This is a genomic window from Flavonifractor sp. DFI.6.63 (genome assembly GCF_024462255.1).
Taxonomy (GTDB): Bacteria; Bacillota; Clostridia; order Oscillospirales; family Oscillospiraceae; genus Lawsonibacter_A; species Lawsonibacter_A hominis.
The window spans coordinates 1-23,563 of sequence record NZ_JANGBE010000023.1 but is presented as its reverse complement, the minus strand read 5'-3'; the positions used below and the strand labels follow the sequence as shown (position 1 = coordinate 23,563).

At 56.5% G+C, this 23,563-nt stretch carries 23 protein-coding genes and 1 tRNA gene; 16 read left to right on the top strand and 8 right to left on the bottom strand.

The features are described from left to right. Positions 1–180: 180 nt before the first annotated feature. The 6 genes from NE547_RS12175 (at position 181) to NE547_RS12150 (ending at position 4,933) form a co-directional block, all read left to right on the top strand. On the top strand, positions 181–744 hold the full coding sequence (locus NE547_RS12175) for a sigma-70 family RNA polymerase sigma factor (RefSeq protein WP_256176057.1): 564 nt from the start codon (positions 181–183) through the stop codon (positions 742–744). A gap of 66 nt (positions 745–810) precedes the next feature. Further along, positions 811–1,602 carry a DUF4367 domain-containing protein gene (locus NE547_RS12170; protein WP_256176056.1) on the top strand — a complete coding sequence of 264 codons (792 nt, stop codon included), beginning with the start codon at positions 811–813 and terminating at the stop codon, positions 1,600–1,602. Between the two features lie 147 nt (positions 1,603–1,749). Next, positions 1,750–2,265 (top strand): hypothetical protein, encoded by a 516-nt coding sequence (locus NE547_RS12165; RefSeq protein WP_256176055.1) that lies wholly within the window; start codon positions 1,750–1,752, stop codon positions 2,263–2,265. Positions 2,266–2,933: 668 nt separating this feature from the next. Next, a complete protein-coding gene (locus tag NE547_RS12160; RefSeq protein WP_256176054.1) occupies positions 2,934–3,551 on the top strand; it encodes a hypothetical protein in 618 nt (205 codons plus the stop codon). Between the two features lie 67 nt (positions 3,552–3,618). Next, the gene (locus tag NE547_RS18415; RefSeq protein WP_305148513.1) at positions 3,619–4,599 is read left to right on the top strand and encodes a stalk domain-containing protein; all 981 of its coding nucleotides are present in this window, start codon (positions 3,619–3,621) and stop codon (positions 4,597–4,599) included. 184 nt (positions 4,600–4,783) lie between these two features. Further along, positions 4,784–4,933 (top strand): hypothetical protein, encoded by a 150-nt coding sequence (locus NE547_RS12150; protein WP_256176053.1) that lies wholly within the window; start codon positions 4,784–4,786, stop codon positions 4,931–4,933. A 240-nt stretch (positions 4,934–5,173) separates the two neighbouring features. Here NE547_RS12150 and NE547_RS12145 read toward each other — a convergent pair whose 3' ends face one another. Continuing rightward, positions 5,174–6,136 (bottom strand): RluA family pseudouridine synthase, encoded by a 963-nt coding sequence (locus NE547_RS12145; protein WP_256176052.1) that lies wholly within the window; start codon positions 6,134–6,136, stop codon positions 5,174–5,176. Positions 6,137–6,364: 228 nt separating this feature from the next. Between NE547_RS12145 and NE547_RS12140 the strand changes: the two genes are divergently transcribed. The 7 genes from NE547_RS12140 to NE547_RS12110 all read left to right on the top strand — a co-directional run bounded on the left by NE547_RS12140 (position 6,365) and on the right by NE547_RS12110 (position 12,188). Next, positions 6,365–6,865, top strand: a complete 501-nt coding sequence (locus tag NE547_RS12140) for a DUF177 domain-containing protein (RefSeq protein WP_186908557.1) — start codon at positions 6,365–6,367, stop codon at positions 6,863–6,865. Positions 6,866–6,908: 43 nt separating this feature from the next. Beyond that, on the top strand, positions 6,909–7,100 hold the full coding sequence (rpmF, locus tag NE547_RS12135) for a 50S ribosomal protein L32 (protein WP_186908558.1): 192 nt from the start codon (positions 6,909–6,911) through the stop codon (positions 7,098–7,100). Between the two features lie 452 nt (positions 7,101–7,552). Beyond that, the gene (locus NE547_RS12130) at positions 7,553–8,929 is read left to right on the top strand and encodes a DUF512 domain-containing protein (RefSeq protein WP_186908559.1); all 1,377 of its coding nucleotides are present in this window, start codon (positions 7,553–7,555) and stop codon (positions 8,927–8,929) included. Positions 8,930–8,969: 40 nt separating this feature from the next. Then, positions 8,970–10,295, top strand: a complete 1,326-nt coding sequence (der, locus tag NE547_RS12125; protein ID WP_186908560.1) for a ribosome biogenesis GTPase Der — start codon at positions 8,970–8,972, stop codon at positions 10,293–10,295. A gap of 5 nt (positions 10,296–10,300) precedes the next feature. Further along, on the top strand, positions 10,301–11,023 hold the full coding sequence (locus NE547_RS12120; RefSeq protein ID WP_256176051.1) for a glycerol-3-phosphate acyltransferase: 723 nt from the start codon (positions 10,301–10,303) through the stop codon (positions 11,021–11,023). After that, positions 11,020–12,021 carry an NAD(P)H-dependent glycerol-3-phosphate dehydrogenase gene (locus tag NE547_RS12115; protein WP_186908561.1) on the top strand — a complete coding sequence of 334 codons (1,002 nt, stop codon included), beginning with the start codon at positions 11,020–11,022 and terminating at the stop codon, positions 12,019–12,021. Before NE547_RS12120 ends, NE547_RS12115 begins: the two co-directional genes overlap by 4 nt. Positions 12,022–12,111: 90 nt before the next feature. Beyond that, positions 12,112–12,188, top strand: a tRNA-Pro gene (locus NE547_RS12110). Positions 12,189–12,310: 122 nt separating this feature from the next. Here NE547_RS12110 and NE547_RS12105 read toward each other — a convergent pair. The 6 genes from NE547_RS12105 to NE547_RS12080 all read right to left on the bottom strand — a co-directional run bounded on the left by NE547_RS12105 (position 12,311) and on the right by NE547_RS12080 (position 16,812). Further along, on the bottom strand, positions 12,311–13,276 hold the full coding sequence (locus tag NE547_RS12105; protein ID WP_025543413.1) for a hypothetical protein: 966 nt from the start codon (positions 13,274–13,276) through the stop codon (positions 12,311–12,313). Between the two features lie 136 nt (positions 13,277–13,412). Then, positions 13,413–13,589, bottom strand: coding sequence for a hypothetical protein (locus NE547_RS12100; RefSeq protein WP_195308962.1), 177 nt, complete (start codon positions 13,587–13,589; stop codon positions 13,413–13,415). Positions 13,590–13,601: 12 nt separating this feature from the next. Next, positions 13,602–14,912 carry an FtsK/SpoIIIE domain-containing protein gene (locus tag NE547_RS18655; protein WP_025543415.1) on the bottom strand — a complete coding sequence of 437 codons (1,311 nt, stop codon included), beginning with the start codon at positions 14,910–14,912 and terminating at the stop codon, positions 13,602–13,604. Continuing rightward, positions 14,896–15,861, bottom strand: coding sequence for a viral replication protein (locus NE547_RS12090; RefSeq protein WP_025543416.1), 966 nt, complete (start codon positions 15,859–15,861; stop codon positions 14,896–14,898). The genes NE547_RS18655 and NE547_RS12090 overlap by 17 nt, the downstream gene beginning before the upstream one ends. 156 nt (positions 15,862–16,017) lie before the next feature. Next, positions 16,018–16,335 (bottom strand): hypothetical protein, encoded by a 318-nt coding sequence (locus tag NE547_RS12085; RefSeq protein ID WP_025543417.1) that lies wholly within the window; start codon positions 16,333–16,335, stop codon positions 16,018–16,020. A 180-nt stretch (positions 16,336–16,515) separates the two neighbouring features. Next, positions 16,516–16,812 (bottom strand): helix-turn-helix transcriptional regulator, encoded by a 297-nt coding sequence (locus NE547_RS12080; protein WP_129868777.1) that lies wholly within the window; start codon positions 16,810–16,812, stop codon positions 16,516–16,518. 796 nt (positions 16,813–17,608) lie between these two features. Here NE547_RS12080 and NE547_RS12075 point away from each other — a divergent pair. Continuing rightward, positions 17,609–17,986, top strand: coding sequence for a helix-turn-helix domain-containing protein (locus tag NE547_RS12075; protein WP_021629806.1), 378 nt, complete (start codon positions 17,609–17,611; stop codon positions 17,984–17,986). Further along, entirely contained in the window at positions 17,983–19,545 is a 1,563-nt protein-coding gene (locus NE547_RS12070) for a recombinase family protein (RefSeq protein WP_256176050.1), read from the top strand. Before NE547_RS12075 ends, NE547_RS12070 begins: the two co-directional genes overlap by 4 nt. Here NE547_RS12070 and NE547_RS12065 read toward each other — a convergent pair. Beyond that, positions 19,513–21,219 (bottom strand): recombinase family protein, encoded by a 1,707-nt coding sequence (locus NE547_RS12065; protein WP_256176049.1) that lies wholly within the window; start codon positions 21,217–21,219, stop codon positions 19,513–19,515. The two genes, NE547_RS12070 and NE547_RS12065, sit on opposite strands and share 33 nt — an antisense overlap. 652 nt (positions 21,220–21,871) lie before the next feature. Here NE547_RS12065 and NE547_RS12060 point away from each other — a divergent pair. After that, on the top strand, positions 21,872–23,245 hold the full coding sequence (locus NE547_RS12060; RefSeq protein WP_256176048.1) for a DUF4417 domain-containing protein: 1,374 nt from the start codon (positions 21,872–21,874) through the stop codon (positions 23,243–23,245). Positions 23,246–23,563: the final 318 nt, after the last annotated feature.

Here is a 23,563-nt window from a genome sequence, read left to right as displayed (position 1 = left end):
GTTTGGAATCATGACGTAAGAAAAGGCGTACCCCACCGGCGGTTGGGTACGCCCTTTTGACGAAACAAATCATATATGGTATTGCGGGAAAAGTCAATAAAAAACTACAAGGTTTTGCAGGGATTTTACAGGGGGCGCCTGTCCGGCGAAGGGGGGTTTCCCCGGCGGGAGATTTTTGGTATGATAAAAAAACAGGAGGAAGGAGGCGGAGCGGGGATGACGCGGAAGGAGGAACGGGAGTGGGCGTGGTTTGACGGACAGTTCCGGCGGCATTATTCCACCATGCTCCGCCTGACGGCCCGGCAGCTGCGGGACCCGGCGCGGGCGGAGGAGCTGGTGCAGGACGCGTTCGAGCTGTTTTGGCAGAAGCGCGCGCAGCTGCGGGAGCACCCTAACCCCGGGGGCTGGCTGATGAAGACGCTGCAATTCCTGATCCGGAACGAGGCCCGCTCTGCCGGGGAGCGGCTGACGCAGCCCCTGGACGGCATGGCGCTGGAGCGCGCCGCGGCCCCGCCGGAGCGGCGGGAGCCGCTGGCGGAGGCGCTGCCGCCGGGCTTGGCGGAGGGGGAGCGGGCGCTTTTGATCTGGTTTTACGAGGAAGAGCGGAGCTGCGGGGAGATCGCCGCCCGGCTGGGGATCTCCGAGTCCCTGTGCCGCATGCGCCTGACCCGCGCCCGGCGGCGCTGCCGGGCGCTGTGGGAGGCGCAGGGCGGCCCCGACGGATCAGGGGCCAAAATTTTTTAAATAAGTTTTGATTTTTCTGTTGCGAAATCCGCAGCTGAATACATAAACGGTTAGGAGGTGTGAACGATGGCGGAAGACCGGCGGGACCTTTTTGGCGCGGGCGGACCCGATGCGGCTCCCAATCCCAGCCATCTGCGGGAGAAGACGGCGGAAGAGCTGCTGAACGAGCTGGAGGTGGAGTTAGATGATATGAGCGAAGCGGACTATGACCAGGCGCGGGTGGACGCCTACTTGGACGAGCTGGACCGGCGGGAGCCGCCGGGGGCGGACGCTGCGGCGGAACCCGCGCTGGAGCGCTTTCACGCCGCCCACGCCGCAGCGTCCCATATGGCCCGCCGCCAGAGGGGGCGGGCCATGAAAACCGCTGCCTGCCTGATTCTGGTCTGCGGACTGTCGCTGGGCGGACTGCTGGCCGTCAGCCCCGGTGTGCGGGCGTGGACAAAAAATGTATTTGTCCAGTGGTTTGAGGACTATTTCTATATCGCATACGCCGGGCAGCAGGCCGAAGGAGTCAAAGCGTCCGATTGGCGGCCCGCCTATGTGCCGGATGGATTTGAGACCGTGGATACGCAGGACGAGGCGTTCTCAATTACCTATGAGAACAGTGACGGGGTCTGGATTAAGTTCCGCTGCACAACGGTTGCCGTGGCCGGGGACAGCGAGCGTGGGACCTTTTCTGAGATTACGGTTCAGGGGAAGCCGGCTATGCTGATGCTTGCCGATGCGCCGGGTGATTGGAACGCCGTGACCTGGGCGGATGAGGAGTACGGATTTTTGTTCGACATTACCTCTTCCTACGACTACAAGGAACTGATTCGCATGGCGGAGAGCGTGGAGCTGGTTTTAGAGCCGGAATAGGAGGCGGGCGAGGAGGGCGCAGAAGAAATGAAAAAGGCCGTTATGAAATCGTGTGCTGCTGCGTTATGGTAAGGGAAGGGTGCGTATGAAGCGGAACAGGGGCGCATTGACGCCTCAAAACCAAACGAAAGAAAGGAAGCAGAAACAATGAAGAAAAAGCGGTATCTTTTGGCCGCGGTAGTGGTCGCGCTGTTTGCGCTTGCCTGTACGGTGGCTGCGGCCGAGCCGGAGGTGGAAGCGCTGGAGCAGAGCGCATACCTGGGGGATGTGGAGGTGATGTACGTTCCGGAGTGGGATTGCTATGTCATCACAACGGAGACCGGCTCGCCCGCGCATGAGTATGTTTCCACCCAGGTGAGCGCGGCGAACGCCACGCGAGCCAATCCGGAGAAAGAAACGAGCAAGGACTTTACCCATACGATGGTGGACAGCGCAGGGAATCTGATCGCCACGCTGGATGTGAAGGTGTATGGGATCTACTCTCAGGCGGATGGAGAGGCGCAGATCACCAATATCACCTGGAGGACGACGCCCACCGTGTCCGGGATGACCTTCCGCAAGGTACTCAATGGGGAAACGGGCACTCTGTACGTGAAGTACAATCAGAAGGAAATCGGGTTTACCTATCGTATTTACACGAACGGGACGATCTCCAGAGACTAAGGGCCCAGCGGGTATGGCTGGGTACGGGGAATGACGGGATCCGCCTGGCGCAGTAAGCGGCGGCCTTCCCATTGCAGATGCGCAAACGTTCTGCATCTCTCTGGCCCGGGTGCGGGTTAGACCAAGCCCTATCTGACGGATCTTGTGACGGCAAGAAGCTGAAGACTCCAACGCTCCCGGCGGAAGCAGCCCGCCGGCTTCACCAACAAAATCGATGCGCCGCCCCGGAGGAGGGGCGGCGCATTTTTAAGGCATCACCGCACAATTCCCCGCGCACGTCTTGACGGCCAATTTGCCCCACAAATGCGTTGTAAAACCTTGCAATACGCAAAGTATTCCTGCGGTTTTGCGCCTTTTTGCGGCACAAATTTTCGCGCCAATCCGCACGCGTTGAATGATGCGGTGATGCCTTGCATTTTTTAAAAAATTTTCAAAAAGCACGTAATGAAAACGCTCGCTGAAACGTTATTGGAATGAGGGCGTCCGGCAGGGCGGAAAAAAATTCTGAAAAAAGATGAGATTCTTGTTGCGAAACGCTCATCCTGATACATATAAACAGTGAGAGCGACAAAAGGGAGTCCTCTTCGCTTTCAAATATGTACGATAAAGGAGGTCGTTCGCATCCAGGTCTCCCTAAGACAACAAGATAGTTTAGGAAGGAAGGTTTCATGGTGAAACTGCGTAAACTGGTCAGTACCCTGTGCGCCTTCGCCCTGCTTCTCTCTGCTCTACTGTGTTCCGCCGCCGCCGCTGATGTACGAGGCACTCAACGCTCAGCCTTTGCGGGGCAGACCATTGACTGTAAAATCGTTGATGCAACGACGGGTGAAGAGCAGGTAGTTTATCTTGCAATTCCCACACATGCAACGGCAGACGAGCAGCAGGCTATTATCGATGCGGCAATCAAGGATGCACTTGGAATTCCAACACTGTTTTATGACCCGGACACGACTGGGGCATTCCCCATTAGTAAAAAGTATAACCTTGGGATTTCCGCTAACGCTTCCGTATCTTTGGGAAGCGGCACTTTGGATGGCAACATGAGCATTATCTACTGTGAATTCGTCAATCACAACGCCTCTTCCGGCACGAATGTGACTGTGACTTTCCGCAACAGAACGCAGAGTGGCATTTCCAATGTTTCTGCTAATATCAGCGGCACACGGGTCACTGTCTTTGTCACTCGTTTGCAGGATGGCTTCCCTATGTCCAGCGGAGACAGCATTTCGGTGACCGGTGTGTCGAACAAGACCTTTACCAGCAACGTTTACATTTCTTCCATCTAACATCGGTAGACTGATGTGGCGTGGGACGGCTGAGGCCGTCCTACCCCAAAATAAAAGGAGGTAAGCTATGAGGCATCCATTTCGGGCGCGCCTGTCCGCCCTGCTTTTCACCGCCGCCCTGCTGGCGGGCTTCTGCGTCTCCTACGCCGTCCCGGCGGCGCAGAGCGTCCACGTCCCGGTCTGGCGGGGAAGCGTCTACGTCAACAGCGCCGTAGCGGCGATTTTAGACGAGGAAGACAACATGCAGGAGCTGTTCAGCTACAACGGCACGATTTACATCCCCCTGCGTCAGGCGGGGGCCTGGATGGGCAAGCAGGTGGACTGGGATCAGCAGGGCAAAACGGTAGTCCTGTCCGGACGGACCACGGCCCGCGTCCTGGCCGCAGAGGAGGCGACCGGGAACCAGCAGACTCCCAGTGAGCGGGCCGAGAAGGAGGAGCGGGAGAAAAACGGCATCGACATCCAGATCTGCCCCGACATCACCGTGACCATGGATGGGGTAGAACAGCGCTTCCACAACGTCAAGGGCGAGCGGGTGTACCCCGCCGTCTATGACCAGCGGGTCTATCTGCCGGTGCGCAGCATTGGGACGTTGATGGGGATGGAAGTCACCTATTACAGTGCCCCCGACCGGGGAGACGGCTGCGTATTTTTAAAGACCCCCTGGGCCGAAGGGGAGCGGGCCGTCCTGGAGGCCTATCTGGAGCAGGTAAGACCCATCCTGGCGGAGCTGGAGGGCGGCTTTCTGCGGGCGGTGGAGGAGCCGGACAAGGCCCAGGCCAAGGCCGCTCTCCCTCTGGTGGAGGCGCTGGCGGCTCTGGAAATTCCCCAATCTGAGTTTGCCCAATACCGCTTGGAGCAGTGTATCCGCCCCCTCATTGAGCAGGTACGCGCCGCGCTGGAGCGCTATCTTGCCGACGGAGCGGTGGGGGACTATGACGCTGCGGTGAGTGACGGCACCCAGCTTTCCAGCTATTATGTCAACTTGCACAACGTTATGCTGCAGGACATGGCCCAATACGACTGGCCCGTAGCCCCCTCTGCGTAGGAACCGCATGCGCAGCCGGTCCGGCGGCGCGATTTAAAAATTTTTATGGGCAAAGGAAGGGAACCGAATATAAAACGAAGCAGTTTGATCCGAAGCCTGTGCGCCTGCCTGTGCGTGGGATTGCTGGCGGGCTTCTGCGTGTCCTACGCCGCCGGGATGCAGGAGCAGGCCCGGACCCGTCCGCGTGCCCGTCCCCTATGCGATGGAGGGGCAGGACGAGGGACCTTATACCTATCTGAGCGGGCGGCTTTACCTGCGCAAGCCCCTGGCGGCGGAGGGGCGCGCTGCGCTGCTGCAAATCCTGCCCGGCAGCGACCGTTGGCCGCTGGAATAGGCCGGGCCTGCGTATAAGCTAGGAATATTGTTGTAGGAATCTGCCTATTTGTGTTTCCCTTTTTGTTTGCGAAATTGATGATCTCCATTCACAAGCTGGAGGAGACAGAGAAGAGCCTCGGGCCGGTACCGTATTGCTTTGTGATGGGGATTATGCTGATTATCATCTGGCTGTATGGATGAAGGAAAACGGCCGGGAGCGGGCGCGGCACGTACCAAAACAAAGCCTGCCCGCTCCCGCTTACTCGCCCGGGAAATACGCTTCCACGAAATCCACGTGTTCCACGGTGAAGGCCCTGCCCTTCAGATACTCCAGCATCCCGGCGTCGGTGGAAAAGGAAAAGACCAGCTTGTAGGAGTACAGCGCCTGAAAGGCGCGGCCATAGCGCTTGTTGTCCCGTTCCCGGCCGTATTTGCCGTCTCCCAGCAGAGGGTGGCCCGCCGCGGCGAACTGGGCGCGGATCTGATGGGTGCGGCCGGTGAGCAGCTCGCACTCCACCAGAGAGAGCCCGTCCGCCGTTTTCAGGGTCTTATATAAGGTGGCGGCGCTCTTCCCCCCGGGCACCGGCTTGCGGTATACCGTCACCCGCGCCTTATCTTCGTCCTTGAGCAGAAAGCCCTCCAGCTTTCCCGCAGGGGGGCTCATACGCCCGTGGAGGACTGCCAGATAAAATTTTCCGATCTCGCGGTCCCGGATCTTCTGGTTGAGGATGCGCAGGGTCTCGGCATTTTTGGCGGCCAGGACGATCCCGCCGGTATTGCGGTCGATGCGGTTGCACAGGGCGGGGGCGAAGGAGTGCTCGTCCCGGGGGTTCCACTCCTTTTTTTGATAAAGGTAGGCCTGGATATGGGTGATCAGGGTGTTGACCTTTTCCTGTTCGTCGGCGTGGCACAGCAGGCCCGGCCGTTTGTTGAGCAGCAGCAGGTTTTCATCCTCATACACGATGTCCAGCCGGGGCTGGAAGACCGAGAGAAAGGCGTTGTCCTCCCGGAGGGCGTCAAAAAACTCATCGTTGATGTATAATTGCAGCCGGTCCCCTTCCTGCAGGCGCACGTCCCGCTGGGAGCCTTTCCCGTTGACCTTGACCCGCTTGAGGCGGATATACTTCTGGGCCAGGGGCGCGGGGAGCAGGGGGAGGGTCTTGGCCAGCCAGCGGTCCAGCCGCTGGCCGGCGTCATTTTTTCCGATCACAAACTCCTTCATGGGGCGATTCTCCTAAAACGTCTTACTTGGGGAACGATCCCCTCGGCGGACAGGGGGCAGCACGCCGTCCTCCGCTTCCTTGCCGGCGCCGGTTTTTGCCGCGAAAAACCGTGTTATCCCTGTTTCCCTGAAAATAGTATACCATATTTTATGGAAAAGGGAAAAAGTATTTGACATCATCCGAAATTTTGAGTATAATGTCCGCTGTACCATTGTGAGAGGTGTGCCATGCGACTGAATCTCCGCGACATCATCCATACGCCCGGCGCGGCGCTGCCCTTTGCGTTTGCGCTGGATCTGTCCGGGCTGGATTTTTACGGAGAGCGCCCGTTCACCCAGCCGGCGCAGGTGTCCGGCAGCGTGCGCAATATGGCCGACGCACTGCTGCTCACCGGCACGGCGCAGACCGTTCTGGACCTGAAGTGCGACCGCTGCCTCAGGCCCTTCCGGCAGGAGCTGTCCCTCCCGGTAGAGACTCTTCTGGCGGAGACGCTGGAGGATGAGGAGAACGACGCGATCGTCCTTCTGGAGAACGGCGAAGTCGATTTGGACGAACTGTTCACCACGGCGCTGGTGCTGGCCATGGATTCCAAGCATGTCTGCCGCGCGGACTGCAAGGGACTGTGTCCCCGCTGCGGGGCCGACCTGAACGAAGGCCCCTGCGCCTGCAGGCCCGAAACCGATCCACGTTTGGCTGCGCTTGCGCAGCTGTTGGATAAAGAAGACTGAGTCATTTGCCCGGCCAGGGCATGAACCTAAGGAGGTGTCATAGATGGCAGTCCCTAAGAGTAAAGTGTCCAAGCAGCGCCGGAACAAGCGCCGCAGCTCCGTTTGGAAGCTGGAGACGCCCGGCGTCACCACCTGCCCCAAGTGCGGTGCGTTCCGCCTTCCCCATCGGATGTGCAAGAGCTGCATGAGCTATAATGGCCATGAGTTCGGCAGCGCCGAGGCCGCGGCGAAGTAAATAGCCTGCAAAAAGCAAGAGGGGGAGGCCCCTCTTTCTTTTTGCGCGAAAATCCGACGCGCGGCCGTCCGGCCGCCCCTTCCTTGATTTTGCCAAATGCCTGTGATATGATAGCGGAACAAGAGAGGCCGCTCCCAAATGCAGCGGGCAGCGACCCCAACGGCAGGCGGAAGGGGCAATGGCCGGCCCGGATGCGCCGGGAGCACGGCGCGTCGCTGCGCCATGATCTGTAAGGACGGGCCGCCGATCAGAGCGTCTGCTGGTCGGCGGCTCGTAGAGCAAGTATCCCTTTTGCGGCAAATGGGATACACGGATCCCGGGATGGATCCGCGCGGGCGGCGGGGCGCCCGCCCCAAAAGGCCGGAGCCCGGCCGGGGGAGCGCGCGGTCCCCTGCCGCAGCAGTACGCAGAACGCAAGGCATCACGCCGGAGAGGGAGGCGACGCGCAAGACATGAGCATGACACGCATACAGTCGGTCGATCCCCACAGCCCGGCCAAGCGGGCCGGGGTACGGCCGGGGGAGACCCTGACCCATGTGAACGGCCGCCCCATTGTGGATGTGCTGGATTATAAATTTTATACCTACGATCCGCGCCTGAGTCTGACCCTGTGCGGGTCGGACGGGCGGGAGCGTACCGTACGGGTGCGCAAGGAGGAGGGGGAGGACCTGGGGCTCAACTTCCAGACCTATCTGATGGACAAGGCCCGCTCCTGCGCCAACCGCTGTATCTTCTGTTTTGTGGACCAGATGCCCCCCGGCATGCGTGAGACCCTTTATTTTAAGGACGACGACGCCCGGCTCTCCTTTCTGCTGGGCAACTATATCACGCTGACCAATCTCTCGCAGCGGGAGGTGGAACGGATCGCCGCGCTGCGCATCAGTCCCATCAACATCTCCGTCCACGCCACAGAGCCGGAGCTGCGGCAGGCTATGCTCAAGCACCGCCGGGCCGGGGAGTGCCTGGCGATCATGGAGCGCTTTGCGCGGGCGGGCATCACCATGAACGCGCAGGTGGTGGCCTGCCCCGGCATCAACGACGGGCCGGCCCTGGACCGCACGCTGAACGATCTGGGCGGGCTCTGGCCTGCGGTCAGCAGCGTGGCGGTGGTGCCGGTCGGGGTGACCCGCTTCCGGGAGGGCCTGTGCAGGATCGACCCCTATACCCCGCAGCAGGCCGCCGCCGTCATCGATCAGGTGGAGGCCTTTGCCGCCGCCTTCGCTGAGGCGCATGATACCGCAATGGCCTGGTGTTCCGACGAGTTTTACCTGATCGCCGGGCGGGCGCTGCCGGAGAAGGCCTACTATGAAGGCATGGCGCAGCTGGAAAACGGCGTGGGGATGCTGCGCCTGCTCACCAGTCAGGCGGCCATGGCGCTGGACGGCGCCCGGGCCGGCGCGGAGTGCACGCCCTTTTCCATTGCCACCGGGGTATCCGCCGCCCCTTTTTTACAGGAAATCATTGACATGGCCCGGAAAACGTGCGGTAATATAAGGGGGACGGTCTACCCGGTGCGCAACCGCTTTTTTGGGGAGACCATTACGGTATCCGGCCTCATCACCGGCCGGGATTTGATGGAACAGCTCCGGGGCCGGGCGCTGGGAGAGCGGCTGCTGATCCCCGCAAACATGCTGCGTACCGGGGAGCGGGTCTTTCTGGACGACGTGACGGTAGCACAGTTGGAGCAGGCGCTGGGCGTGCCGGTGATCCCGGTGCCCGCGGAAAGCGGGTTTGACCTGGTGGACGCCATCCTGGGGCTGGAGGTGGAGGCGCCCGCCTACGCCCTGCCGCCGGAGGACGAATACTACCGGTATAATCCGGGAACTTAAGGACCAAAATGACCGTGATAACAGGAATGAGAGGGATAGGATGAAACCCTTAGTCGCCATTGTGGGCCGGCCCAATGTGGGCAAGTCCATGCTTTTTAACAAACTGGTGGGCCAGCGGTTATCCATCGTGGAGGACACTCCGGGCGTGACCCGGGACCGGCTGTATGCCGAGGCGGAGTGGCTCAACCGGAAATTTGACCTGGTGGATACCGGCGGGATCGAGCCCTCCGCCGACAGCGAGATCCTGGCTTTTATGCGGGAGCAGGCGGAGATCGCCATTCAGAACGCCACGGTCATCGTGTTCCTCTGCGATATCAAGACCGGCCTGACCGCCTCCGATCAGGAGGTGGCCAACCTGCTGCTGCGCTCGGGCAAGCCGGTGGTGCTGGCGGTAAACAAAATGGACCAGGTGGGACAGACCAACCCGGACATCTATGAATTTTATAATCTGGGCCTGGGCGACCCCATTCCGGTCTCCGCCGTCCACGGCCACGGGACCGGAGAGCTGTTGGACGAGTGTATGAAATACTTCCCCCCCGAGGAGGCGGAAGCACCGGAGGACGACGTGATCAAGGTAGCCGTCATCGGCAAGCCCAACGTGGGCAAGTCCTCTCTCATCAACCGCATCCTGGGGGAGCAGCGGGTCATTGTCAGCGATGTGGCAGGTACGACCCGGGACGCGGTAGACAGCTATTTTGAGAATCAGAAGGGCAAATACCGCCTGATCGACACGGCGGGCATGCGCAAAAAGTCCAAGGTGGACGACCGCATTGAGAAGTTTTCCGTCCTCCGTTCCACCATGGCCATTGAGCGCTGTGACGTGTGCCTGATCCTCATCGACGCTCAGGAGGGCGTTACCGAGCAGGATACCAAGGTGGCCGGCCTGGCCCATGAGGCAGGCAAGGCCTGTATCATTGTGGTCAACAAATGGGATGCGGTGGAAAAGGACGACAAGACCATGGACCGGATGCGCCAGGACGTGCGCCGGGATCTGAGCTATATGACCTACGCGCCCGTCGTGTTCATCTCCGCCCTGACGGGCCAGCGGGTGGACCGGCTGTTCGATCTGATCAACTACGTCAACGATCAGGCGTCCCTGCGCATCACCACCGGCATGCTCAACACGGTCCTGGCCGACGCCACCGCCCGGGTGCAGCCGCCTACGGATAAGGGACGCCGGCTGAAGATCTACTATATGACCCAAATCGGCGTCAAGCCGCCCCACTTCGTCTGTTTCTGCAACGACGCAAAGCTGTTTCATTTTTCCTATCAGCGCTATCTGGAAAATCAGATCCGTTCCACCTTTGGCCTGGAGGGTACGCCGATCAGGCTGACCATCCGGCAGAAGGGCGACAAGGAGGGGTGACAGGCGTGGGCAACGAATCGTCGCTGGGCTTTTTCGGACTGATGTACTGGCTTCACCACGAGGGCGGAGGCATTACGGTAGCGCTGGCGCTGCTGCTGATGCTGGCGGCCGCGGCGGCGGCCTATTTTCTGGGCTGCTTCAACGGGGCGGTCATCGTCTCCAAATATATCCTGCGGGACGACGTGCGCAAGCATGGCAGCGGCAACGCGGGACTGACCAACTTTTATCGCACGTTCGGCGGACCGCTGACGGTTGTGGTCATCCTGACCGACGTGCTCAAGGCTGTTGCGGCCGTGCTTGTCGGCATGGTCCTCTTCCGCGTCATTGGAACTCAGGCGATGGAGACCGCGGGAAAGTATTGGGCGGGCACCTTCTGCCTGTTGGGTCACATGTTTCCCTGCATGTTCAAATTCAAGGGCGGTAAGGGTATCCTGTCCGGGGGCACCATCGCTCTGATGGTCGACTGGCGGATCGCCCTGGTGGTCTGGGGAGGCTTTCTGGTGCTGGCCATCCTGACCAAGTGGGTCTCTCTGGGGTCCATCTGGGCGGGCGCATCCTTCCCCTTTGCCACTTGGTTTGTCTATCATGACTTGTTTACGCTGCTGTTGGCCGCCGCTTGCGGCGCGCTGGTGGTATGGAAGCACCGGGGCAACCTGAAGCGCATCCTGGCTGGAACGGAGTCCAAATTCAGTTTTCATCGCAAGAAGGAAGGGGAGCGGAAACCATGAAGATCGCGGTTATGGGCAGCGGGGGCTGGGGGACGGCCCTGGCTATGGTCTTGCTGGAAAACGGCCATGACGTGACCCTGTGGTCGTATACGCAGGAGGAGTCCGCTGTTCTGCGTGAGAAGCGGGAAAACCCCATGCTGAAGGGAGTGCCGCTGCCGGAGAAGCTCCATTTGACCTGGGATGCAGGCTGTGTGCGGGACTGCGGGATCGTGGTGCTGGCGACCCCCTCCTTCGCTGTGCGGACGACCGCGCGGTCGATCGCGCCGCTGCTGGATCCCGGCGCGGTGCTGGTCTCCGTGTCGAAGGGCATTGAAAAGGATACGTCCCTGACCCTGACTGCCGCCATCGCGGAGGAAGTGGGAGAAGGGCATCCCATCGTGGCGCTGTCCGGCCCTTCCCATGCGGAGGAGGTAGGCCGGCAGGTGCCTACCGTGGTCGTTTCCGCCTCACGGGACCGGGCGGCTGCCGAGCAGGTCCAGGACCTGTTTATGAACGAACGGTTCCGGGTATATGCCTCCGATGATGTGGTGGGCGTAGAACTGGGCGCGGCGCTGAAAAATGTCATCGCCCTGTGTGCCGGGATCTGTGATGGAATGGGCTTTGGAGACAATACCAAAGCGGCGCTGATGACCCGCGGATTGACCGAGATCGCCCGGCTGGGCGTGGCGATGGGCGGACGCAGGGAGACCTTTGCGGGACTCTCCGGGGTGGGGGACCTGATCGTCACCTGTACTTCCATGCACTCCCGAAATCGCCGCTGCGGGATCCTGATCGGACAGGGTACGCCGACCCGGCAGGCGGTCCAGGAGATCGGCGCCGTAGTGGAGGGTTACTATGCCGCCGCCACTGCCAAAGCGCTGGCAGAAAAGGCGCAGGTGGAGATGCCCATCACGGAGGCGGCCTACCAGGTGCTTTATCAGGGGAAGGACCCGCATGCGGTCATACATGAACTGATGACCCGCGACCGGAAACACGAGCTGGAGGACAGCTGGGTGTAGTGAAAAAAGCAGGGAAAAATGAAAAAAGTACTTGCATCGAGCACTAAAGTATGTTAATATAATCAAGCCGTCTGAATCAGGCGGCAATTTCCGGGTGTGGCGAAGTTTGGTATCGCGCTTGAATGGGGTTCAAGAGGCCGCTGGTTCGAATCCAGTCACTCGGACCAAACAATGATAATCCGAACTACATTATCCAGCTGGGTAATGTGTTCGGATTTATCATTTCTATTGAGAATGTGCTCTGACAAACGGCGCAAGCGGATTTATTCCGCTTGCGCCGTTTCCTTGTTTACCAGCCGGTTCCGGCAATATTAACATGCCAGCCATCCGCGGATCGCGTGACATATCCCACACGGCCATACCCCAACGCGCCTGTCGGTACATCCGCGTCGTTTCCGGAATACTCTTCGGTGTTTCCCGCCATGGAATTCTGATAGGCACGCTCATTTTCCGGTACGAAAATCGTACTCGCGTAAATCGCCCAGGTATTCTCGTCGATCAAGCCCTCTTTTCTAAAATGCTCTGTCTGATCTTCTGCGGGCATCACATTACATTTAACGAAAGAAAAACAAAATTTGCTGCCTTTGGATACCTTCAGATGGACTTCCTCCTGCTGCTGATACCCTGCTTGTGCCGCTGCCAAATAATCCTGTCCTTCATCGGGGATGACAATCTTTGGGTCGGTATCGTAGCTTCCGCCAAGTGCCTTATATTCCATCGTATCGTAGAAGGAGCGAAGCGCCATAGCCGCGCTCCAATCGGAATCATAGGCGTACTCCTTGGCGCCGACAAAATAGTATGCTTCATCCCCATAGGTTAAGACGGCGTAATTTGAATCGTCCTCCACCGTGAGGGACCACTGCTCCCCATCCTTGCTTCCCGAAAGGGATAGCCTATTCTGCTTACCCTCACCTTCAGAAGATGCTGCGGAATAATCCTCTTTTGTGATCCCGCACCAATTAAAATTCTCGCTTGTGGGCATCCGCATGGCCCAATATGTGTCCAGCGTGTTCGGATAGCTTTGTCGAACGCCCTCTTGTTCAAGGGTGATGGTCACATCCGTTCCCTCGGAAAGCGTGTCAAAAACACTGTCAAGAAGTGTCATGCCGTCTGTCTCGTTTACGTTCTCTGTACTGTTTTGGGTGAATTCCTCTTGTTCGCTTTGGCCTGGCATTGGTGTTTGTGTTTCCGCACCGCATCCCGCTAATGCTAAAACAAGCGTTAAGGCGGCAAACAAAGCAGTATACTTTTTCACGGATATCCCTCCTTACTTTGCGTTTACTTATATAGACGAAAAAAGCGGGAAAAAGTTCCGTACTTTATTATTATGTTAGCATATTACAGTAAGAACTGCAAGGGCGGGAGCATCGTTATAGATGTTCCCGCCTTTGTTATGTCTTGTTCTCTTGTTCGGCCTGGTGCCTTGCTTTCCACTCGGCGTATTCCCGCTGCCCCTCCTCACTCTCAAAAAACGCCTGTATCTCCGGGAGCAGGATGCGGGCCAGAGCCTCTACCTCATGGTAGGGTATCCCGGTTCCATAGTCGTTGGGTTTCTTCTTGCGTGGCATGGAATCACCCCGTTAGAACCGTTCCTCGTCAAACAGATAGCCTTGGAATACTGTTCCATCTCCCGTTATGAAACGGCCCCGTGCGTCTTTTGGTATCTGCTCGGCGGCGCTGGTGTTGTCGAGAATGATTTGAGAAAGCACACTATCCGCTCTGCCGCAAACACGGAAATCCATGTTGTTGCGTATCTGGCCGGGGATGATGGTCGCATCCGGCCTCTGCGTGGCAAGAATGAGATGAATACCAAATGCCCGTCCCTGCCGCGCAATGGTGGACAGCTTGTTTTCAATTTGTGCCAGCAGCTTCTTCCGTTCGTTATCAGCTCCGGTCTTGTCCAACATCTCCGCCACCTCGTCACAGGCGAACACCAGCCGGGGAAGTCCCTCCCCCGTGGCCTCGTTGTAGGTGTCCAGGTCTTTGCACTCCGTTTCTTCCAGCCGCTTTTTGCGGCACTCCAAAACCGCCGTGAGTTGGTCTAAGGTATGGAGCAATTCATCCTCCCGGAAACACATGTGGCATTTCTGCCGCCAAACCCTGGGGAAGTCTACGCCGCCCTTGAAGTCCGCTATGTAGACCTCCGCCCCCTTTTCCACCGCCTGCATAAGCAGCAGCTTCAGCAGTACGCTCTTTCCGCTGCCCGTGGAGCCGCCCAGCAGGATATGGGGGATGTTGGCGAGGTTCACCGTCACAGGCCCCGTCAGGCTTTCCCCCAGCACCAACACAAAGCTGTCCGGGGACAGATATTTGTCTTTCCAGGGGAGCAAGGCCAGAAAATCGCTCTCGGCGGGGACGGCATAGACACAGATGATTTTCCGCCCCTCCGCCCATGTCATTTTCGCTATGGTGATATTCAGGGCCGTTTCAATCCTGGCCCGCTTGTCCTCCCACTCCCCCAGAGGTATGCCACAGGGGTCAAACTCCCAGAGCGTCAGCCGGGGCGTGTCCTTGTCCCGCTGCTTGCACAGGAGGATAGGGGCCTCTCCGGCGTGGTTGACAAGGCCCACCTTCTGCAAGCCCTCCTTTGCCTCCCTGCCGCCCCAGGGTGTTCCCAGGAGTACCAGGACGGCCAGGAGGCCGCCCACGGCGTAGAGAGGCACTAACAGGTCTATAACGGCGTTCAGGACGGGGGAAAACATACCGTAGGCGTCCAGGCCGAACAGGTGTCCCCGGAACAGCCAGACCAGCACAGCGCCCGCAAGGTACGCCGTGAGCAGCAGCCCCTTGTGGGGTGTGTCCCTGGCCGCCATAAGCCCCGCTTTCATGCGCCGAAGCAGATGGCGGTTTTCCGTCCGCCTGGTGATGGTGTCTTTATCGTTTCTGGTCACAGGGCCAGCCCCCTTTCTTCTTCTGGACGGTGGTTCCGTCCGGTAAAAACTCAATGATGTTATGGATACGGCGGAGGAACGCCCGCCAGGTTTCCGGCCTGTCCCACTGTTCGCCCCGGTACTGCTTTTCCAGCGGAAGGTTAGAGGTGATATAGACCGTGGTATAACAGGCCGTTTTGTCATTGTACCGGGCGGGGAGGGACAGGGGGTAAATGTCCAGATAGTTCAGCATATCTTCAATGGGGACTTGCCCGCTGAACTCCTCGAACACAAGCACCTCCTGCCCGTGGTAGCCGTCAAAGGAAATGCCTTTTGCCGCCCGGTAGTTTGTCACCCGGTAAATGCTCCGGGGGTCGTGGGCCTCGTAAATGCTCCTTGTCTTGCCCGCCCCGCTGGCCCCGTAGAGGTAGGATACTTCCAGGGGCCTGTTTTCCACGGCGTACTTCTCCGCCGTCAAAGTCTGCCGGAGCAGGTCAATGTCACGGACACGAAAGGCCATAGCCGGGTTATCGTCAATGATTTCCGTGGTGGTCATGCCGTCCCGGATATTCTGGACGAGTCGGAACATCTCCGGGTGTTTCTCCGCTCGCTCCGGCGGGGCCTCGCCCCATTCCTCGAAAGTCCCAGGCACCGAGGTTTCCGCCTTGTCCGTATCCGCCCATCGGCCATCCTTCCGCAGATAAGAGCGGTTTTCCTGCACCGACCCGTATGCCTTTTCAATATGGGCTATGGGGAAACGCTTTTTGACGGTAGAAAAGCGTGACGGCGATGGAGCGTAGAAGAAAACATGCGTGTGATATGTCCCCGTTGTCGCTATCTCGTCGGCCATGCAGTAATAGTCGGGCGAAAACAGGTGCAGCTTTTCGGAGATAGCGGTGTGGTCTAATCCGGCCTCCAACGGGTTGTTAATGACCAGTGACCACTTGCGGGATTGGGAATTGTTTCCCATAGTCAGCCTCCTTGTTTTGCTACATGCTACATGTTTCCCATAAGGGGTAATACTGCCCCCTTATGGGAAAGGCGGCGCTGGCGCTGCCGCCGGGGGACACTTCCCTTGAGGGGAATTGTCTTTTCCCCGGCTGGCCTCCCCAGCGCCGCCAGCGCATCAGGTCTTAGGGTTCACCAAATGGATACCCGTGGCCCTGGCCCCCACCTGGGGCTGCCCCTGGCTCCAATAGATGAATACCTCCAGGCCGTCAAAGCGCACCTCCGCATAGCCGTCCGGGGCGTCCATGCGTTTATCCCCGTCAATCCGCACATTGATTTTGTCCAGGCCCTTTTCCGGCATAGCGACGGTATAGCGGTAGCCGAGGACGGTATCAGTTTTGCGGTTTTCACGATACTCATAGGCCGGGGACACCTCCACCAGCCACAGCTTGCTCCCAAGGCTCCGGGGGTCAATGATAAGGTCGGTGATCTTCATAGGTTCTCCTTTCCGGGCGGTGCGTGGCCTTTGCCCCACCCTTTTGAAATCACAAGTCCTTGTGTTGTCCCCATCATACCAGGGAAAAAGCGAAATGTCGTTTCATGCGTGAAACACTTGAAAGGGCGCAAAAAACCGACGCCCCTGTGCTGTATAGGGCGTCGGCTTTTAATCGGTCATTCACTTGTCAGATGTCAGAAGGGGGAGGCCCCTGCCGTGCAGCAGGTCGTTGGTTTCGTCTACGGTGTAGCCATGCTCCGCCGCCTCGTCCCACACATAGAACTCCGGGAACGCTGTATAAAACAGCTCACGCCGCTGCTCTAATGTGAGTTCCAGCGCCTGGGCAATGGCCTGTATCGTCCTTAACTCCGGCCGGTAGTAGGGGTTCCTTTCTGTGTCGTAACTCGTTATTCTGCTGATGGTCGCTTTGGACTGTCCGGACATTTTCGCCAGCCGTGCGGGACTCCATTCCAGCACGGCTAAATATCCGTTCACCAGCTTGGACAATTCAAGTCTATAATCCGGGCCTTGCTTTGGCGTCTGAACTGCCAAAGCTGTATCCTCGGATTACAGATTTCGGTTTAGATGGGTTTGCCGCCGGAGGTGGTGCGCCTGGGGTCGTGTCGCTGGGGTCTATGGTATCGCCGTAACAGGAAAAGACTACTTACCATAGCGGCCACCTCCTTATCGTGAAATACGCCTTGGGTGAATAATAGTGTTTACTATCCACCTCCGGCGCGCAAAGCCCGCTCACGATAATTCAATGTTACATTGGAATACGGAAATGGAGCCGTATTCCCCCGTCAATCCTGGGGCACTTGCCGGGACAGCGTACAGCAACCGCTTTCCCATGCCCGTCACATGTGGGCGGTATCTTAAACACCGTCCGGGGTTCCTCCTTGTGTGCCGCTGAAAACAGCGGCTTACTTTGCTTCTTGGTTTTTCATGTTTCATTTATGGCAGGGCAACGATATATTACCATACCTATTCCATATATTGATGAATATTTTGTAAATAATTCTATATCTTGCGTTGCCCTGCCTTTCTTGCCAGTAGCCCAGCCCCCTCCCCCTGTCAATGGTCAAGATAAACGGCCCATGTGCCGCCATTGACAGGGGGAGGGGCCTGGGCTTTTCGGTTATCAAGGGGTGTCAGCCGCAGGCTGGCTGACACCCCGGTTCAATACTGGGATTTACGAGGAAACAAAATAAAGAGTTGACTAATATGCTTATTTGCGATAGTCTTATATCAACAGAAAAAGGAGGCCCGCAGAATGAAAGAAATGATTGGTGAACGCCTAAAAGCCCTCCGTGTGGGTGTCCGTCTGTCCCAGACGAAACTTGCCGGGATACTCGGCACACAGCAGTCCAGTATCAACCGATACGAGCAGGGCCAAGCCGTCCCAGGGCCGGAGATGTTTGTGAAGTACGCTGACTATTTTGATGTGTCTATGGATTATCTCTACTGCCGTACAGACGAGCCACGGGGCAAGCTGTACGACTACAAGCCCCAGGCGCTTAAAGAAAAGATGGAACAGAGCGAGGAAATGCGGGAATTTATAGAAATGTGCTTTGACCCGCAAGCGCCCGTCAACAAGCGTCTGAAAGAGGCGCTGCTTCGGATTATGACAGAGGAGGCGAACGAGGAATGAAAGCGGTGATCTATGCCCGGTATTCCAGCGACAACCAGCGGGAGGAAAGCATTGAGGGCCAGCTTCGGGAGTGTACGGCCTATTGTGTGAAAAACGACATTACCATTTTGCGGACATACATTGACCGGGCCTTGTCCGCCAAGACCGACAACCGCCCGGACTTCCAGCGCATGGTGAAGGACAGCGCCAAGGGCCTGTTTGATGTGGTCATTGTCTGGAAGTTAGACCGTTTCGCCCGGAACCGCTACGACAGCGCCCATTATAAGGCCCAGCTTCGGAAGTATGGCGTCAAGGTGCTTTCTGCTACGGAAAACATTTCCGAGGGGCCGGAGGGTATCATTCTGGAAAGTATGCTGGAAGGTATGGCGGAATACTACTCCGCTGAGCTGTCCGAGAAGGTTATCCGGGGCCATACGGAAAACGCTCTGAAATGCAAGTATAACGGCGGTACGCCCACCTTCGGCTATGTTATAGACAAGGATATGCAGTACCAGCTTGACCCTCGCACCGCCCCCGTGGTGCTGGAAATATTCACCCGGTATGACCAGGGAGCCACCATGAAGGAAATCATGGAGGAAATGCGGCAAAAGGGCGTTACAACGGTACGAGGTAAAAAGATTGACCTGAACTTTATGGCCCGTCTGCTGAAAAACCGGAAGTATATCGGGGAATACAGCTATCGGGAAATTGTCACCCCCGGCGGTATCCCCGCCATTGTCCCCCAAGACCTGTTTGACAGGGTGCAAAAACGGCTTGCGGCAAACAGAAAAGCCCCGGCCCGCCACAAGGCCGAGGACGATTATCTGCTGACCACAAAGCTGTTTTGTGGCACCTGCGGGGCCATGATGGTTGGCGAGAGCGGCACCAGCGCCAGCAAGGGCCGGAAATACCATTATTATCGCTGTGTAAACACCAAGAAACAAAAAAGCTGCAACGCCAAGCACAAGAGCATACGGAAAACGCCCATTGAAAACGCTGTTGTCAACGCTGTTATGGCAAAGGTAATGGACGATAATTTTGTGGAGTACATAGCCGACACCGTGATGGACATTCAGACCAGAGAGAGCAGCGTCCTCCCGGCACTCCGGCACCAGTTGGAGGAAACAGAGCGAGGTATCACCAATATGCTGAACGCTATCCAGATGGGGATTATAAACGCCTCCACCAAACAGCGGCTTGACGAGTTGGAGGACAGGAAAGCGGATATAGAGCTGCAAATCATCCAGGAGGAAATGAAACACCCCATGCTGACCCGTGAGGATGTGACATACTGGATTTGCCGTTTCCGTACCCTGGATGTGTCCAAGCTGGAAGAACGGCGGAGGCTTATTGACAGCTTTGTAAACTCCGTGACCGTCTTTGACGATTACATTTTGATTACCTTTAACTATAAGGAGGGCGAGGAAAGGCTTGATTTTACTGACATTGAGAGTTCGGATTTACAATCGGTCGGGGGACCATGCGGAGTATCATTAAAGGATTTGAAAAGATCTGCTGATGATACTCCGCATTTTTTATTTCCAAGTTTATATAGCAATCTGTGTGGGGGCGTAGCTTAATGCTACGCCTTTTCTCGTTTCCAAAAGAATGTCCCGCTCAGGGATCTTCCGGCGATCCGGCACCTCAAAGGCACCGATGCAGTTATAGTGGATCGTCACCCGCTGATTGGTAACACCGTCCTCCTTGACCGCCGGATAAACCTCGATATACTGAATGAGCTCGGCAACCATGCGCTTGGTGATGGTGGTGGCGTCGGTGTAGCGGCGCACCGTTTCCAGAAAGGTGTCCACATCCATCCGCTTATCTTCCAGCTTTTTCAGCTCCAACCGCAGCGCCTTGATCCGCCCGGCGTTTTCGCCCTGCTCCTGCTCATACCGCTTGGACATTTTGGAAAACCGGGCATCGTCGATCTTGCCGGACACATTGTCCTCGTAGAGCCGTTCAAAGAGCATATCCAGCTCCTTGTCCCGGGCCAGCAGCCCGTCCAGCTCCCGCTTCTTGCGTACCCGGTCATTTTCCGCCACCTTTGCCGAGCGCCCCACCATCGCCTTGATAAAGTCGTTTTCATACTCATTGGCAAAGCAGGCCAGCCGGTGTATCTCGTAAAGCACGACCTGCTCCAAGAAGTCCAGCCGGATATAGTGGGTAGACGAACATTTGCGGAGCCCAGAATTGTGGTTGTTGCAGCTAAAGAACTTAATGTCGTGGTTGCCCTGATTAAAGTGGAAAGTCAGATTGCCGCCGCACTCCGGGCATTTCAGATAGCCACAAAAGGCGCTGGACTCCTTTGTTACGGTAGGCCGCCTGCGCCGGGTGGTTTGCAGGCTTTGTACCTTTTCCCAAGTCACACGGTCAATGATAGGCTCATGGACATCGAGGAAGATGGCCCGGTTTTCCTCCGGGTTTTCAATCCGACGCTTCATCTTATAGGACTTGGAGTAGGTTTTGAAGTTGATCACATCGCCGCAGTATTCCTGCAAAGTGAGGATTTTCTTGACGGTGGTATGGTTCCACTTGGTAGGTTCCAGCGTGCTTTTGGAGCCGCCCTTGCTGACCCCCTTGCTGGTTCGATAGGCCGAGGGGTTCAGCACCCCCATCGTCCCCAACGCCGTAGCAATCTGCAAGGGGCCGTTGCCCTCCAAGGCCAGACAGTAGATGCAGCGCACCACCTCGGCGGCCTCCGGGTCAATGACCCAAAACCGGGGATTGTCCGGGTTCTTCATGTAGCCATAGGGCGGCGGTGAAAGCGGAATCCCAGCATTGCCTTTCATCTTGTTGACGATCCGGCGCTTCTTGGAAATGTCCTTAGCGTAGTACTCATTCATAATGTTTTTGAACGGGGTGAAATCATCTTCGCCCTCGTCGCTGTCCACGCCATCGGAAACGGCCACCAGCCGCACATCATGGAGCGGGAAAAATTCTTCGGTGAGCTTGCCCACTTCAATGTAGTTCCGGCCCAGCCGGGAGAGGTCTTTCACGAACACCGCCGAGATGTACCCGGCCTCGATTGCTGCAATCATTTTCTGAAAGCCGGGGCGTTTCATGGTGGTTCCGGTGATACCGTCATCCACGAAAAAGATGGTGTCCGTATAACCCTTGTCCTTGGCGGCCTTTTGGAGAATTTTCTTTTGGTTCTGGATGCTGTTGGACTCGCTGTCCATGTTATCATCACGGCTCAGTCGGCAGTAGAGAGCGGCTGTCCCGTGAGGGGTTTTATTGTCCGACTGTTTCAAAATGTCCTCCTTCCTCGGGTGTCGGACAATCAGTATTTCCAAGTATATTGTACCTCCGCCCCAACCCTTTGTTAAGGATGTCGCCGCTCTCTAAATCCGCCGGCATGAGCTTTAAGAGGATGTCCGCCATTGTACCTCCTTCCCAAATGAATAACAGACCAAGGGACGACGCCGGAGCGCCGCCCCTCGGCCTCTCCCCTTATGAAAGGACTTTGGGACAAGTTGGAGCTGTTGACAAAGTCTGTTTTCAAAAATATGGCCTTGCAAAAAGTTTATCAAATAGCATATATTTGATAGTAAATAACAACAAACAAGCAAGAAAAACCTATTTGCTTTTTCGATAAGGGACTTTGTCAACAGCCCCAATTTGTCTCGAAGTTTAGAAAGAAAAAGCGTCGTCCATTTTCCTACTGCTCTACGCACCGACCCACGATTAAGCTCTGGTTGAAATACTGATTGCCCCCACCCGAATATGATTTTTATATGTTCTTAATTCTGTGAAACCCTTTAATTACACTCCGACCAAGGGTAAGTCCTTACGGGACTTACCCTTTTTTAATGTTTTCATTTTGTTGCACGGGAACGTGCAATTTTTTTATTTGCTGCCTGCTTGTAGGAGGACTTGTTCCTTACTGTAAATAGGAGGGCAATTATGACAGAAGAAAACTACAATTACCGCACCCGACAGGCCCTGCTTCGCAATCAATTTCCCGGCAGAGGGAAACTGCAAATTCCTGTTATCCCTAAATTTCAGGAAAGAGCAGGTGATTTTAACGATCTTCTACTCATCGGATTTGATAAAACGCATTTGGAGGATCAGAACCACCTTGACCGGATGGTACATTTCTTCCTGTATGACTACCGTTTCGAGCGGGTCTGGAAGAACCCGGACAGTGATATTGAAAAGCTGGCCCGTTACCGGGCGGTGCTGTCGCCGGATTTCAGTATGTATCTGGAAATGGCTCCGGTGATGCAGTTATACAATGTGTTCCGCAACCGCTGGTGCGGAGCCTACTGGGCATCCAAGGGAATTCGCGTGATCCCGACTGTCAACTGGGGCGACGAATCCACCTTCGATTTCTGTTTTGAGGGAATTGAAAAAGGCAGTGTGGTGGCGGTCTCCACCTACATGGCATCCGAACACGATAACCGACAGGATCAGAAGGACTGGTTCATGGCTGGTTACAATGAGATGCTGCGCCGCATCGAGCCGGAGAAGATCATCTGCTACAACACACCGTTCCCCGAGATGCAGGGAAATATTGTGTACGTGGACTATGAACGCAGTTCCTGGAAATATATGAGCTATGAGCGGGGCTTTCGAAAAGAAGATCTGGACACGTTCAAAATTGGTAGTACATCAAGTCAAAATGGTGATACAATAGAGCCATACCTGATCGGCGGTGACACTTTTAAGGGTGGTGGTAGTGCCTATGGTGGAAAATGGAAGCCATCAAAGTTAGGTGACGAAAAATTTATTGGTAAGCCGGGCGAAATAAAACAGTCCTTTACCAAAAAGGGAGATTTGTATGAGACCCATATTGGCCTAGATGGAAAGGCTGATTCCGAAACCCATTATTCAGATCACGGAACTCCGACGTTGCACGATAATCCTCATACACATGATATTTATTGGGATGAATTAGGCCCTCACCTCGGTAAGATTGAACACACTGGGAAAGCATATGGCAGAGAAAGGAGATGGCTTTCTATGAAAACGATTGTGCCAGCCAATACGTTTGAGGACGATCGCTTCAAGACAATCAGCGATTTCAAGTGGTGCATGAAGCGCGGCGGGGAGGTCCAATTTGAATGGAACGGAGTTATGTACTGCTGCTTTGGCTGCGTTTCTCCTGTGGCAGGCGCAGCACCTAAAATGGTGATCTGTCAGGCAGGCTCTGTGGAAGTAAACACTCGTACCGAGAAGTGGTGTGATACCGCTGACGAAATTCTGGAGTATATGGTGGGTGATGATCGTCTGCGTGATGTTATTACACAAGTCAAGGTGTGGGAGCGTACGATTTAAGATAAAACCTCTTGCCGACAGTCTGCAAACCGTTGATATTGCCGGGCTTTGTCAGATCCTATAATTACACTCCGACCAACTAATGATAATCCGAACTACATTATCCAAGTGGGTAGTGTGTTCGGATTTATCATTTCTAGGCCGGGTGTAAAATTTTGTGTAAGCGTTTTTCGACAAAGTCAAGAATGGCGCTGGAAAGCAGGGCGGATTCTGGCCTGAATCCCTTGATTACCGAAAGCCATGGTGGTCAGAGCGGTATGCGCGCCGGCACGGCGTGAATGCCGTTCTGGCCGCTGTGGCATACTAGGACAAGGGAGT

Bases quoted from the DNA above. Each gene is read 5' to 3' on its own strand.
- NE547_RS12130 (WP_186908559.1), top strand. From the start codon at position 7,553: ATGAGCATGACACGCATACAGTCGGTCGATCCCCACAGCCCGGCCAAG.
- NE547_RS12060 (WP_256176048.1), top strand. From the start codon at position 21,872: ATGACAGAAGAAAACTACAATTACCGCACCCGACAGGCCCTGCTTCGC.
- NE547_RS12170 (WP_256176056.1), top strand. From the start codon at position 811: ATGGCGGAAGACCGGCGGGACCTTTTTGGCGCGGGCGGACCCGATGCG.
- NE547_RS12075 (WP_021629806.1), top strand. From the start codon at position 17,609: ATGAAAGAAATGATTGGTGAACGCCTAAAAGCCCTCCGTGTGGGTGTC.
- NE547_RS12145 (WP_256176052.1), bottom strand. From the start codon at position 6,136: ATGAAGGAGTTTGTGATCGGAAAAAATGACGCCGGCCAGCGGCTGGAC.
- NE547_RS12140 (WP_186908557.1), top strand. From the start codon at position 6,365: ATGCGACTGAATCTCCGCGACATCATCCATACGCCCGGCGCGGCGCTG.
- NE547_RS18415 (WP_305148513.1), top strand. From the start codon at position 3,619: ATGAGGCATCCATTTCGGGCGCGCCTGTCCGCCCTGCTTTTCACCGCC.
- NE547_RS12175 (WP_256176057.1), top strand. From the start codon at position 181: ATGATAAAAAAACAGGAGGAAGGAGGCGGAGCGGGGATGACGCGGAAG.
- NE547_RS12165 (WP_256176055.1), top strand. From the start codon at position 1,750: ATGAAGAAAAAGCGGTATCTTTTGGCCGCGGTAGTGGTCGCGCTGTTT.
- NE547_RS12090 (WP_025543416.1), bottom strand. From the start codon at position 15,861: ATGGGAAACAATTCCCAATCCCGCAAGTGGTCACTGGTCATTAACAAC.
- NE547_RS12070 (WP_256176050.1), top strand. From the start codon at position 17,983: ATGAAAGCGGTGATCTATGCCCGGTATTCCAGCGACAACCAGCGGGAG.
- NE547_RS12160 (WP_256176054.1), top strand. From the start codon at position 2,934: ATGGTGAAACTGCGTAAACTGGTCAGTACCCTGTGCGCCTTCGCCCTG.
- NE547_RS12100 (WP_195308962.1), bottom strand. From the start codon at position 13,589: ATGCCACGCAAGAAGAAACCCAACGACTATGGAACCGGGATACCCTAC.
- NE547_RS12115 (WP_186908561.1), top strand. From the start codon at position 11,020: ATGAAGATCGCGGTTATGGGCAGCGGGGGCTGGGGGACGGCCCTGGCT.
- NE547_RS12085 (WP_025543417.1), bottom strand. From the start codon at position 16,335: ATGAAGATCACCGACCTTATCATTGACCCCCGGAGCCTTGGGAGCAAG.
- der (WP_186908560.1), top strand. From the start codon at position 8,970: ATGAAACCCTTAGTCGCCATTGTGGGCCGGCCCAATGTGGGCAAGTCC.
- rpmF (WP_186908558.1), top strand. From the start codon at position 6,909: ATGGCAGTCCCTAAGAGTAAAGTGTCCAAGCAGCGCCGGAACAAGCGC.